The organism is Streptomyces sp. NPDC051136 (assembly GCF_044455745.1).
Classification (GTDB): Bacteria; Actinomycetota; Actinomycetes; order Streptomycetales; family Streptomycetaceae; genus Streptomyces.
On sequence record NZ_JBITFE010000009.1, the window covers coordinates 170,421 to 182,786 of the forward strand.

At 71.9% G+C, this 12,366-nt stretch carries 9 protein-coding genes; 3 read left to right on the forward strand and 6 right to left on the reverse strand.

All coding sequences use genetic code 11. The annotated features are described in order from the left end of the window. The first annotated feature begins 5 nt into the window (after positions 1-5). Entirely contained in the window at positions 6-1,577 is a 1,572-nt protein-coding gene (locus tag ACIBCJ_RS25740; RefSeq protein WP_362100524.1) for an NADH-quinone oxidoreductase subunit M, read from the forward strand. Beyond that, positions 1,574-3,232, forward strand: coding sequence for an NADH-quinone oxidoreductase subunit NuoN (gene nuoN / locus ACIBCJ_RS25745; RefSeq protein WP_362100527.1), 1,659 nt, complete (start codon positions 1,574-1,576; stop codon positions 3,230-3,232). Before ACIBCJ_RS25740 ends, nuoN begins: the two co-directional genes overlap by 4 nt. Before the next feature lie 86 nt (positions 3,233-3,318). Here nuoN and ACIBCJ_RS25750 read toward each other — a convergent pair whose 3' ends face one another. Next, on the reverse strand, positions 3,319-3,912 hold the full coding sequence (locus ACIBCJ_RS25750; RefSeq protein ID WP_362100530.1) for a Uma2 family endonuclease: 594 nt from the start codon (positions 3,910-3,912) through the stop codon (positions 3,319-3,321). Between the two features lie 180 nt (positions 3,913-4,092). Between ACIBCJ_RS25750 and recQ the strand changes: the two genes are divergently transcribed. Beyond that, the gene (recQ, locus tag ACIBCJ_RS25755) at positions 4,093-6,123 is read left to right on the forward strand and encodes a DNA helicase RecQ (RefSeq protein ID WP_365980391.1); all 2,031 of its coding nucleotides are present in this window, start codon (positions 4,093-4,095) and stop codon (positions 6,121-6,123) included. Positions 6,124-6,203: 80 nt separating this feature from the next. Here the strand turns inward: recQ and ACIBCJ_RS25760 are convergent, their stop codons facing one another. The 5 genes from ACIBCJ_RS25760 to ACIBCJ_RS25780 are packed head-to-tail and all read right to left on the reverse strand — an operon-like array spanning position 6,204 to position 12,366. Further along, complete coding sequence (locus tag ACIBCJ_RS25760; protein WP_365980392.1) at positions 6,204-8,951, reverse strand: fumarate reductase/succinate dehydrogenase flavoprotein subunit; 2,748 nt, start codon at positions 8,949-8,951, stop codon at positions 6,204-6,206. Between the two features lie 11 nt (positions 8,952-8,962). Next, entirely contained in the window at positions 8,963-9,886 is a 924-nt protein-coding gene (locus ACIBCJ_RS25765) for an ABC transporter ATP-binding protein (protein ID WP_362100540.1), read from the reverse strand. Beyond that, a complete protein-coding gene (locus ACIBCJ_RS25770) occupies positions 9,870-10,760 on the reverse strand; it encodes an ABC transporter permease (protein WP_365980393.1) in 891 nt (296 codons plus the stop codon). Before ACIBCJ_RS25770 ends, ACIBCJ_RS25765 begins: the two co-directional genes overlap by 17 nt. Then, positions 10,757-12,124: an ABC transporter substrate-binding protein gene (locus ACIBCJ_RS25775; protein ID WP_365980394.1), complete on the reverse strand. Its 1,368-nt coding sequence runs from the start codon at positions 12,122-12,124 to the stop codon at positions 10,757-10,759. Before ACIBCJ_RS25775 ends, ACIBCJ_RS25770 begins: the two co-directional genes overlap by 4 nt. A 14-nt stretch (positions 12,125-12,138) precedes the next feature. Further along, positions 12,139-12,366, reverse strand: coding sequence for a ferredoxin family protein (locus tag ACIBCJ_RS25780; RefSeq protein WP_030145386.1), 228 nt, complete (start codon positions 12,364-12,366; stop codon positions 12,139-12,141).

The window sequence follows — 12,366 nt, forward strand, 5'->3', positions numbered from 1 at the left end:
TACCGATGTCCTTTCCCCTGCTGACAGTCACGGCGGCCCTCCCGGCCGTCGGTGCGATCGCCACGGCAGCCGTGCCGGCCGCGCGACGCACCGCGGCCAAGTGGCTGGCGCTGCTGGTCTCGCTGGCCACGCTCGCGCTGGCGGTCACGGTCCTGGTCCGCTTCGACCCCGGCGGCGACCGCTACCAGCTCACCGAGTCCCACTCCTGGATCGCCGACTTCGGCGTTCGGTACGAACTGGGCGTGGACGGCATCGCGGTGGCGCTGATCGCGCTGACCGCGCTGCTGATCCCGTTCATCATCCTCGCGGGCTGGCACGACGCCGACCCGCTGGAGACCGGCAGCAGCCGGTGGCGGCCGACGCAGGGCTTCTTCGCCCTGATCCTGGCCGTCGAGGCGATGGTGATCATCTCCTTCGAGGCCACCGACGTCTTCCTCTTCTACATCTTCTTCGAAGCCATGCTGATCCCGCTGTACTTCCTGATCGGCGGCTTCGGGGACCGGGCGCACGAACACGGCGAGAAGACGGCGGCGACCCAGCGCTCCTACGCCGCGGTGAAGTTCCTCCTCTACAACCTGGCCGGCGGTCTGATCATGCTGGCCGCGGTGATCGGCCTCTACGTGGTCGCCGGGAACTTCTCGCTCACGGAGATCGCCGAGGCGCGGGCCAACGGCTCGCTGGACATGGCGACCAGCACCGAGCGCTGGCTGTTCCTCGGCTTCTTCTTCGCCTTCGCGGTGAAGGCGCCGCTGTTCCCGCTGCACACCTGGCTGCCCAACGCCATGGGGGAGTCGACGGCCCCGGTCGCGGTGCTGATCACGGCGGTCGTCGACAAGGTCGGCACCTTCGCGATGCTCCGCTTCTGCCTCCAGCTCTTCCCGGAGGCCAGCAAGTGGGCGACGCCGGTCATCCTGGTCCTGGCGGTCATCAGCATCATCTACGGCGCGCTGCTCGCGGTCGGCCAGCGCGACATCAAGCGGCTGATCGCCTACGCGTCGATCTCGCACTTCGGCTTCATCATCATGGGCATCTTCGCGATGACCAGCCAGGGCCAGTCCGGTGCCACGCTGTACATGGTCAACCACGGCATCTCGACCGCCGTGCTGATGCTGATCGCCGGGTTCCTGATCTCGCGGCGCGGCTCGCGGCTCATCGCCGACTTCGGCGGGGTGCAGAAGGTCGCCCCGATCCTGGCCGGCACCTTCCTGATCGGCGGCCTGGCCACCCTGTCGCTGCCGGGCCTCGCGCCCTTCGTCAGTGAGTTCCTGGTCCTGGTCGGCACGTTCACCCGGTATCCGGTGATCGGCATCATCGCCACCCTCGGCATCGTGCTCGCCGCGCTCTACACCCTCGTCCTCTACCAGCGGACGATGACGGGCCCGGTGAAGGCCGAGGTGAACGGGATGCCCGACCTGCGGGTGCGCGAGCTGGTGGTGGTGGCGCCGCTGGTGGCGCTGCTGATCTTCCTGGGCGTCTTCCCGAAGCCCGTGACGGACATCGTCAACCCGGCGGTGGAGCAGACCATGTCCGACGTACACAAGACGGACCCCCAGCCTGAGGTGGAGGCGGCCAAGTGAGCGCAACAGCCGTCCACAGCCTGTGGACAACGGCGGCGACGGCGGCCGACCCGATCGCCAAGATCGACGCGCCGAAGATCGAGTACGGGCAGCTGTCGCCCGTCCTCATCGTGATCGGCGCGGCGGTCATCGGAATCCTGATCGAGGCCTTCGTGCCGCGCAGGTCCCGGTACTACGCCCAGATGTTCGTGTCCGCCGTCGCCCTGGTCGCGGCGTTCGCCGCGGTCGTCGCACTCGCGGCACGCGGGTACGGCACGACCAAGGCCGGCATCACGGCGATGGGCGCCGTGGCCGTCGACGGTCCGGCCCTGTTCCTCCAGGGCACCATCCTGCTGACCAGCCTGGTCGGCCTGTTCACCTTCGCCGAGCGGCGCCTCGACCCGGAGCAGCACGGCAACCGCGTCGACTCCTTCGCCGCGCAGGCGGCCGCCGTGCCCGGCAGCGAGAGCGAGCAGAAGGCGGTCAAGGCGGGCTTCACCACCACGGAGGTGTTCCCGCTCCTGCTCTTCGCCGTCGTCGGCATGCTGGTCTTCCCGGCGGCCAACGACCTGCTGACGCTCTTCGTGGCGCTGGAGGTCTTCTCCCTCCCGCTGTACCTGCTGTGCGCGCTGGCCCGGCGCAAGCGGCTCATGTCGCAGGAGGCCGCGGTCAAGTACTTCCTGCTCGGCGCCTTCGCCTCCGCGTTCACGCTGTTCGGCATCGCGCTGCTCTACGGCTACGCGGGCTCGATGTCGTACGGCACGATCGCCCAGGTCGTCGACGGCACCGTCCAGAGCGTCACCCCGGCGCTCGCCGACACCATGGGCAACGACGCGCTGCTGCTCGTCGGCTCGGCGCTGATCGTCATGGGGCTGCTGTTCAAGGTGGGCGCCGTGCCGTTCCACATGTGGACGCCGGACGTGTACCAGGGCGCGCCGACGCCCGTGACCGGCTTCATGGCGGCGGCGACCAAGGTGGCCGCCTTCGGCGCCCTGCTGCGCATCCTCTACGTCGTCCTGCCCGGCCTGCGCTGGGACTGGCGGCCGGTGATGTGGGGCGTGGCGATCGTCACGATGCTGGCCGGCGCGATCGTCGCGATCACGCAGACCGACATCAAGCGGCTGCTGGCGTACTCGTCCATCGCGCACGCGGGCTTCATCCTCGCCGGTGTCATCGCGACCACGCCGGAGGGCATCTCGTCCGTCCTCTTCTACCTCGCGGCGTACTCCTTCGTCACGATCGGCGCCTTCGCCGTCGTCACGCTGGTGCGCGACGCGGGCGGGGAGGCGACCCACCTGTCGAAGTGGGCCGGGCTCGGCCGCAGGTCGCCGCTGGTGGCGGCGGTGTTCGCGGTGTTCCTGCTGGCCTTCGCCGGTATCCCGCTGACCTCCGGGTTCTCGGGCAAGTTCGCCGTGTTCAAGGCGGCGGCGGAGGGCGGTGCGGCTCCGCTGGTCGTGATCGGTGTGATCTCGTCGGCGATCGCGGCGTTCTTCTACATCCGGGTGATCGTGCTCATGTTCTTCAGCGAGCCGCGCCCGGAGGGCCCGACCGTCGCGGTGCCGTCCCCGCTGACGATGACGGCCATCGCCGTGGGCGTGGCCGTCACGGTGGTGCTCGGCGTGGCGCCGCAGTACTTCCTGGACCTGGCGGGTCAGGCGGGAGTGTTCGTGCGCTGACGCGGCGCCGGCGGTTTTGTGGTTTCACGGCTGTGGTCCGGCCTCCGTTTCACAGGGGCGCCGGACCACAGTGGTGTGTGCGGGGGTTACTCGCGGCCGCGGCGCGCGTCGACGGCGGTCAGATCCAGGTCCATCGAGAAGGGCGCGCTCACTTTCATACGCTCGCGGAAGATGCCGACGCTGGTGTAGGCGCCGGTGGTGGGCTCCAGCTCGAAGGCGTGGACGACGGCGAGACCCTTCTCGTTCTCCACCCGCCAGTAGTGGGCGATGCCGGCCCGGGCGTACTTCAGGGGCTTGGTCTCGCGGTCACGGGAAATGGAGTCCGGCGCGGTGACCTCCACCGCCAGCACCACTTCCGTCGCGGGTACCCGTGTCTGTTCGAGAGTCGTCAGCGCCCTCTCCCGCAGGACGATCACGTCAGGCTCCAGCCGGTTCTGGCGGTCCACGTCGATGCTGAATCTGCACAGGACGTCGAGCCCTTGTACGGCGGCCGTGGAGAGCTGTCGTCCGAAGAAGCCGGTGGCCCGCTCGTGGAAGACCGACTGAGGGCAGGGGAAGACGAGGGCCGCGTCGAGAAGTTGCGTGTGCTCGGGCAGGCCAGGGAGCCGATCCAGGTCGTCGGCGGTCCAACCGCCGTCAGGGGGCACCGGCCATCCAGGAGGCGAGGCATCGAGCGCCATGCTGACGTGTCCCTGCTGCCAGGAGGCGATTGATGCAGCAGGTTATCGGCTGGTGGCTGTGCGTGAGGGGTGGTTCCTGTGGATAACTTCGGGGCTGTCGGCGCGGACCCCTATCGTGGAGGCAGTGGTCGGGGCAGGACGGACCGGACGGGCGAGGCAATACGTACGGGGGACGAGACGATGGGCGGGACGGGCGTGATCGGCGAGATGGCAGGGACGGCGCAGGTGAGGGACGGGGACAGCGAGGCGCTGGCCACCCTGCACCGGGTCTTCGGGTACGACGCCTTCCGCGGCGAGCAGGAGGCGATCGTCGAGCATGTGATCGCCGGCGGCGACGCCGTCGTGCTCATGCCCACCGGCGGCGGAAAGTCGCTGTGCTACCAGATCCCGTCCCTGGTCAGGCCCGGCACAGGCATCGTGGTCTCGCCGCTGATCGCACTGATGCAGGACCAGGTCGACGCCCTGCGGGCGCTCGGCGTGCGGGCCGGGTTCATGAACTCCACGCAGGACTTCGACGAGCGGCGCACGGTCGAGGCCGAGTTCCTCGCGGGCGAGCTGGACCTGCTGTACCTGGCCCCCGAGCGGCTGCGCCTGGACAGCACCCTCGGCCTGCTCTCCCGCGGCAAGATCTCCCTCTTCGCCATCGACGAGGCGCACTGCGTCTCCCAGTGGGGCCACGACTTCCGGCCCGACTACCTCGCTCTTTCGCTGCTCGGCGAGCGCTGGCCGGACGTCCCCCGGCTCGCGCTCACGGCGACGGCCACCGACGCCACCCACCGCGAGCTCACCGAGCGGCTGCGCATGCCGGCGGCGCGGCACTTCGTGGCCAGTTTCGACCGCCCCAACATCCAGTACCGGATCGTGCCGAAGTCCGACCCCAAGAAGCAGCTCCTGAGCTTCCTGCGCGAGGAGCACCCCGGGGACGCGGGCATCGTGTACTGCCTCTCGCGCAACTCGGTCGAGAAGACCGCCGAGTTCCTCTCGCGCAACGGTGTCGAGGCGGTGCCGTACCACGCGGGCCTGGACGCGGGCACCCGCGCGGCGCACCAGTCGAGGTTCCTGCGCGAGGAGGGCCTGGTGGTCGTGGCGACCATCGCCTTCGGCATGGGCATCGACAAGCCGGACGTGCGGTTCGTCGCCCACCTGGACCTGCCCAAGTCGGTCGAGGGCTACTACCAGGAGACGGGCCGCGCCGGGCGGGACGGCCTGCCCTCCACGGCCTGGATGGCGTACGGACTCAACGACGTCATACAGCAGCGCAAGCTGATCCAGTCCGGCGAGGGCGACGAGGCCTTCCGTCGTCGCGCCCAGTCCCACCTGGACGCCATGCTCGCCTTGTGCGAGACCGCCCGGTGCCGTCGCGGCCAGCTCCTCGCCTACTTCGGGCAGGACGCGGACCAGGCCGGCTGCGGCAACTGCGACACCTGTCTGACCCCGCCGGAGACCTGGGACGGCACGGTCGCCGCACAGAAGGTGCTGTCGACGGTGGTGCGACTGAAGCGGGAGCGCGGGCAGAAGTTCGGCGCCGGCCAGATCATCGATATCCTGCTGGGCAAGCGCACCGCCAAGGTGATCCAGTTCGACCACGACCAGCTCTCCGTGTTCGGCATCGGCGAGGAGCTGACCGAGGGCGAGTGGCGGGGAGTCGCCCGGCAGCTGCTGGCCCAGGGCCTGCTCGCCGTGGAGGGGGAGTACGGCACGCTGGTGCTGACCGAGACCAGCGGCGAGGTGCTCCGGCAGGAGCGCGAGGTGCCGCTGCGCAAGGAGCCGAAGAAGCCTGCCGCGGCCAGGTCGGCGGGCGGTGGACGCGGCGAGCGCAAGGCCAAGGCGGCCGTCGCCGAGCTGCCCGCGGAGCTGGCCCCCGCCTTCGAAGCGCTGCGCGCGTGGCGTGCGGAGCAGGCCCGTGAGCAGGGCGTACCGGCGTACGTGATCTTCCACGACGCCACCCTCCGGGAGATCGCCACCGTGTGGCCCACCTCGGTCGGGCAGCTCGGGAGCATCAGCGGGGTCGGTGAGAAGAAGCTGGCGACGTACGGGGAGGGCGTGATCGCGGTGCTGGCCGGGCTGGAGGGACCGCCAGCCGCCCAGGCGCCCTCGCCGGACCCGTCGGCAGGCCCCGGCACGGGTTCCGCGTCCGGCTCCGGCTCCGGCGCGGAGGACTGGCCCGAGCACGAGCCGGAGCCGGAGCCCGAGCCCGACGACTGGATATAGGGGCCCGCCCCCTCCCGGCCGCCCCGGCGTTCGCCGCGTCACCGCGCCCGCGTCACCGCGCCCGCGTCACAGGGCCCGCGTCACAGGGCCCGGGTCGCGTAGGCCCGGACGTCGGCGTCCGTGTCGTCGGTGACGGTCGCGAGCGCCGCCCTGGCGTCCTCGGTGCCGGCGGTGTGCCGGGTCAGGGCGAGGACGGCCGCCTTGCGGACGTCGGCGTTCCGGTCGGCGAGTGCCTTGGTGAGGACCGGCACCGCGGTGTCCGAAGCGGCGGCGGACAGCGCGGTGGCCGCACCCGCCCGTACCTGCCAGGCGGGGTCGGACAGCGCGGCGACCGCACGGGCCGCCAGCGGGGCGGGGCAGCCCGTGTCCGCCAGGGCGGCGAGGGCCGCGCCGCGGACCAGGACGTCAGAGTCCTCGGTGAGCCGGTCCAGGACCGTGCCGGGGCGGGGCGCCGCCCGCAGCGTCCCCAGCGCCTTGGCGACCGCGACCCGCACCTCGCGCGAAGGATCCTCGGCGGCGGGGGAGAGCGCCTCCGCGGCGTCCAGCGAGACCAGTCCGCGCACCGCCTCGATGCGCACCGGCGCGTCGGGATCGCGCAGGGCCGCGGCGAAGGTGCCGGTGCCGCCCAGCCGCAGGATGCGCAGCAGGTCGAGCGCGGTGGCGCGGACGACGGGGTCGGCCTGGGCCAGAGCCTCGGTGAGGGGCTCGCTCAGGGCGGGTTCGGGTGTCAGCGTCTCGGCCAGTTCCCGCAGGGAGGCGGCCGCGGCGGCGCGCACCTCGCCGTCGGGATCGGACAGCGCGTCGGCGAGCGCCGGACCGGTGCCGGCCGGGACGGTCTCGGTGAGCACGGTGACCGCCGTACGCCGGACGCCCGGCTCGGGATCGGACAGGTACGGGCGGAGGACGGAGAGGTCGGGTTCGTGCTCGGCGAGGGCCAGCAGCTCCAGCAGCCGGGGGGAGCCGGCGGCGCCGGGTGCGGTGGTCGTGCCGGGTTCGGTGACCGGGGTGGCCGCGGCGGCTGTGGCGGCCGAGGGGCGCGTTCCGTCGCCGAGGGGCGCGGCGTCGCGGGCACCGGCCGTCGCCACCTGCTCCGGATGCACCTCGCCGAGGTGCCGGGAAGGCCCGCCGACCGGCGTAAACTCGTCGATCGGAACGAGATAGGGAGCCACGGGACGTGCCGTGAACTCCATCGCACCGGAGGGGGACTTGTGCAGATCGAGGTGGTGGAACCAGGACGCGTCGTCCCGCTCGGGGATGTCGACGCGCTCGTGGTAGAGGCCCCAGCGGGACTCCGTGCGGGCCAGGGAGGCGCGGGCGGCCATCTCCGCGCAGTCGCGGATGAAGGAGACCTCGGCGCAGCGCATCAGCTCGTGCGGCGTGCGGGCGCCCATGGCCGCGATGTCCGTGCGCATCCGCTCGAAGGACTCCAGCGCGAGCGACAGCCGGGCGCCGGACTTCGGCGGGGCCACGTAGTCGTTGACGAAGCGCCGCAGCTTGTACTCGACCTGCGGCTGCGGCGGACCGTCGGGATTGCGCAGCGGACGGTAGACCAGCTCGTGCGCCTCGCTCAGCTGCTCGGGCGGCAGTTCGCCCGCGTAGGCGGTGTACCGGGCGGCGTCCGCGCCCGCCAGGTCGCCGAAGACGAACGCGCCGATCATGTAGTTGTGCGGCACGCAGGCCAGGTCACCGGCCGCGTAGAGGCGGGGGACGGTGGTGCGGGCGTGGTCGTCGACCCGGACGCCCGAGGCGGAGTGGCCGCCGCACAGGCCGATCTCGGAGATGTGCATCTCCACGTCGTGGGTGCGGTAGTCGTGCCCGCGGCCCGCGTGGAAGGTGCCGCGTGTCGGCCGTTCGGTGGAGTGCAGGATGGACTCCAGGGCGGAGACCGACTCCTCCGGGAGGTGACTGAGCTTCAGGTACACCGGACCGCGGTCGCTGGCGACCTCCGCCGCGAACTCGGCCATCATCTGGCCCGACCAGTAGTCGGAGTCGACGAAGCGCTCGCCGTGCCGGTTGACCTGGTAGCCGCCGAAGGGGTTGGCGACGTAGGCGCAGGCAGGGCCGTTGTAGTCCTTGATCAGCGGGTTGATCTGGAAGCACTCGATGCCGGTCAGCTCGGCGCCCGCGTGGTAGGCCATGGCGTAGCCGTCACCCGCGTTGGTGGGGTTCTCGTAGGTGCCGTACAGGTAGCCGGACGCGGGCAGGCCGAGCCGGCCGGCGGCGCCGGTCGCGAGGATCACGGCGCCCGCGCGGACGGTCACGAACCGCCCGGTGCGGGTGTTGAAGCCGGCCGCGCCCACCGCCCGTCCGTCCGCCGTCAGGACCCGGACCGGCATCACGCGGTTCTCGATGCGGATCCGCTCGCGCATCTCACGCCGCCGCAGCTGCCGGTACAGGACCTTCTTGACGTCCTTGCCCTCCGGCATCGGCAGCACGTAGGAACCGGACCGGTGCACCTGCCGGACGGCGTAGTCGCCGTGCTCGTCCTTCTCGAACTTCACCCCGTACGACTCCAGCCGCTGGACCATGGCGAAGCCGCGGGTGGCGGTCTGGCGGACGGTGGACTGGTCGACGATGCCGTCGTTGGCGCGGGTGATCTCGGCGACGTAGTCGTCGGGTTCGGCGCGGCCGGGGACGACGGCGTTGTTGACGCCGTCCATGCCCATGGCGAGCGCGCCGGAGTGACGGACGTGGGCCTTCTCCAGCAGCAGTACGTTCGCGCCGTGCTCGGCCGCGGTCAGCGCGGCCATGGTGCCCGCGGTGCCGCCGCCGATGACGAGGACGTCGCAGGAGAGTTCTTCGGCGTCGGTGAGGGAGGGGATCTCCACCAGGTGGCCTTTCAGGTGCCGAGGGATGTCAGGACGTCGCGTCGCAGCGCCACCCGTGCCGGATCGTCGTGCGCGGTGCGGTCCCTGGGCCGGGGCACCTCGCGTACGGCACCGAGGCGGCCGGCGCCGAGCAGGGCGACGCGGTCGCCGAGGAACAGGGCCTCGTCCACGTCGTGGGTGACGAAGACGACGGTGGCGCCCGTACCGTGCAGCACCTCCACCAGCAGGTCCTGCATGCCGGCGCGGGTCTGGGCGTCGAGGGCGCCGAAGGGTTCGTCCATCAGGACGGCGCGGGGGCGTCCGGCCAGCGCGCGGGCCAGCTGCGCGCGTTGGCGCTGTCCCCCGGAGACGCGGTGCGGCAACTGCCGCAGCTGGGCGGTGAGTCCGACCCGTTCGAGCCAGGCCGTCGCCTGGCGCCGGCGCTCGGCGCGGGGCAGGCCCTGGACGGCGAGGGGGAGTTCGACGTTGGCGCGCAGGGTGCGCCAGGGCAGCAGGGCGTCCTCCTGGAAGACCAGCGCCCGGTCCGCACCCGGGCCGTGGATCGGACGGCCGTCCTGTTCCGCGGTCCCGGCCAGCGGCGGCAGCAGCCCGGCCAGCGTGCGCAGCAGCGTCGACTTCCCGCAGCCGGAGGGGCCGACCACGGTCAGGATCTCGCCCGGGGAGACGTCGACGTCCACGCCGCTGACCGCGGTGGCGTCCGGCCGGCCGAGGGTGGCGTCGCGCAGCGTGAGCCGGGTCCCGCGAGGAGGTGTCCCGGCGACACCCGCACCGCCCACGGTCCGGGGCCCGGCCGCGGCCGCGACCTCCGTTTCAACCTCCGTCTCGACCCGGGCCCGGGTCTCGACCGCCGTCTCCGTAGCGGCCTCGGTCTCCGTCGCGGCGTCGGTCTCGGTCTCCGTCTCGGTCGCGGTCTCGGTCTCAGACGAGGTGCTCATCGCGTGCCTCCTCGGGCTGGGCGCGGGGGATCTTGCGCGGGGCGGCTCCGGCGGGCGGTGGTGCCGCGCCGGTCCGCGCGGACCTCGGGCGGGCGGCCGGGAGATGTCCGGTGCGGGGCAGCCAGCGGGTCAGGCGGCGGCCCAGCAGCTCCACGGCGGTGGAGGTCAGCCAGCCGAGCACGCCGATGGTGGCCATGCCGACGAAGACGCCGGGGTAGTCGACGACCGTGTAGTCCTGCCAGGTGCGGTACCCCACCCCGTACTGACCGGAGATCATCTCGGCGGAGATGACGCAGATCCACGAGACGCCGATGCCGACCGAAAGACCGCCGAACACACCGGGCAGCGCACCCGGCAGGACCACCGAGCCGAGGATCCGCCACCGGCCGCCGCCCATGGTGCGGACCGCCTCCTCCCAGACGGGGGCCAGCGCGCGTATCGCGTGCCGGGTGGAGACGAGGACGGGGAAGAAGGCGGCGGTGCAGGTGATGAAGACGATGCCCTGCTCGTTGGAGGGGAAGAGGAGGATCGCCACGGGGACGAGGGCGATGGCCGGGACGGGCCGGATCACCTCCAGGACCGGGCCGAGCAGGTCCTCGGCGAGCCGCGAGCGGGCCACCAGCACACCGGTGGCCACGCCCAGGACGGCGGCGAGCACGAAACCGGTGAGGATGCGGGTCAGGCTGTCGGTGAGGTCGGTCCAGTAGTCCGGCCCCGCGAGTCGGTCGGCGAAGGTGTGGGCCACGTCCGTGACGGTGGGGAACTGCGAGAAGCGCAGCCACAGGTCGATGTCCTGGCTGGTCAGCAGTTGCCACACGCTCAGGGCCAGGGCGAGCGAGGCGACCCGCAGCGCGTACCGGGCGTACCGGCTCACGACGCCCGCTCCAGTGCCTCGGCGTACGGGACCACCCGCGCCCCGCCGTGCCCGGCGAGGTACGCCCGCGCGGTCTCCGGAGCGACGAAGGGCAGCAGCCGGCCGCCGTCGGCCACCCACACGGCCTGGTCGGCGAACCACAGCGTGCCGGTGGTGGTGTCGGGGACGTAGGCGGCGCGGACCTCGTCGCTGTGCCTGGCGAGATGCCGCAGCAGCGCGTCGGGTGAGGCGAAGGAGACGGTCTTGTCCGCCCCCTTCGGCCAGACCTCGCCGGCCGGCTCCGGGGGCGTGGCGGCGAGCCGCTCGGCGTACTCCGCCGGGCCGAGCGCCTTCTTCACGTACTGGTCGTCGACGAAGGCGTCCACGTCCACGTCGCCGGTGAGCTTCGCGTCCTTGAGGATCGAGACGTCCTCCTTGAGGGCGTCGACGAGCTGCGGCCGGATCGCCGGGTCGAAGGTGGCGATGCCCTGGGCGCCGTTGTAGAGGTAGACGGTCTCGGCCGGCAGACCGGTGGCCTTCGCGACCTTCTCGGCGGCGGCCACCGGGTGCGCGTCCAGGTACGCGGTCGCCTGTGCCTGGGCCTTCAGGAAGGCCTCCAGCACGGCGGGGCGCTTCTTCGCGAAGTCCTCGACGGCGGTGACGCCGTGGAAGGTGGGCAGGTTCAGCTGCGCTCCGTCGTACAGGGCCTTCGCCTTGCCCTGGCGGGCGAGGAGGCCGGGCCAGGCGACGAACTGCGACAGGGCGTCGGCGCTTCCCGAGTCCAGGGCCGAGGCGCCCACCGCCGGCTGCTGGTTGAGCTTCTCGATGTCCTCGGCGGGGTCGAGGCCGGCGCGTTGCAGGGCGCGCACGAGGGTGCCGTCGGCGGCCGAGCCGACGCTCGTCGACACCTTCTTGCCCTTGAGGTCCTTCAGGGAGGCGAGGGAGGAACCGGGCGGGACGACGATGGTGTTGAGGCCGCCGCGCAGGTTGTAGCCGGTGACCGAGACCATGCGGGTCGGCTTGCCGAGCTGCTTGCCGCGGGCCGCGTTGATGAGCAGGGGGAAGTCACCCATCGACCCGATGTCGATCTTCCCGGCGGTCATCTGGGCGGTGATGGGCGCGCCGGTCGCGTAGTCCTGCCAGTCGACCTTGTAGGTGACGCCGTCGCCGAGGGAGCCGAGCTGCTTCTCGAAGTAGCCGAGCGAGCGCAGGAGGGTGCCGGCGGTGACCGTGTTGATCGTCCTGGACTGGTAGCCGACGGTCACGGTGACGGTGGAGCCGTCCCCGTCGGCGGAGGCGTCGCCGCCGCAGGCGGTGAGAGGGAGGAGCAGGACCGCGGTGGCGGCGACGGCGGTGACGGGGAGTGCGGGGCGTTTCGGTTTCATGGGGTGTCGGCCTCTCACCGGAGCAGGTAGGGCATGTTGACCGTGACCGCCCCGGTGGGGCAGCGGGCGGCGCACGGGCCGCAGTACCAGCACTCGTCGACGTGCATGTACGCCTTGCCGTTGCGCTCGTCGATGGCGAGGGAGTCCAGCGGGCACATGTCCACGCAGAGCGTGCAGCCTTCGATGCACTTCGACTCGTCGATGGTCACGGGCACGTCGGCCCGCTGGGGCGCCAAGGGCAT

What these genes read in the sequence shown, in the direction of transcription:
- ACIBCJ_RS25765 (WP_362100540.1), bottom strand. Translation starts at nt 9,886, where the DNA reads ATGAGCACCTCGTCTGAGACCGAGACCGCGACCGAGACGGAGACCGAG.
- ACIBCJ_RS25775 (WP_365980394.1), bottom strand. Translation starts at nt 12,124, where the DNA reads ATGAAACCGAAACGCCCCGCACTCCCCGTCACCGCCGTCGCCGCCACC.
- ACIBCJ_RS25750 (WP_362100530.1), bottom strand. Translation starts at nt 3,912, where the DNA reads ATGGCGCTCGATGCCTCGCCTCCTGGATGGCCGGTGCCCCCTGACGGC.
- ACIBCJ_RS25740 (WP_362100524.1), top strand. Translation starts at nt 6, where the DNA reads ATGTCCTTTCCCCTGCTGACAGTCACGGCGGCCCTCCCGGCCGTCGGT.
- recQ (WP_365980391.1), top strand. Translation starts at nt 4,093, where the DNA reads ATGGGCGGGACGGGCGTGATCGGCGAGATGGCAGGGACGGCGCAGGTG.
- ACIBCJ_RS25780 (WP_030145386.1), bottom strand. Translation starts at nt 12,366, where the DNA reads ATGCCCTTGGCGCCCCAGCGGGCCGACGTGCCCGTGACCATCGACGAG.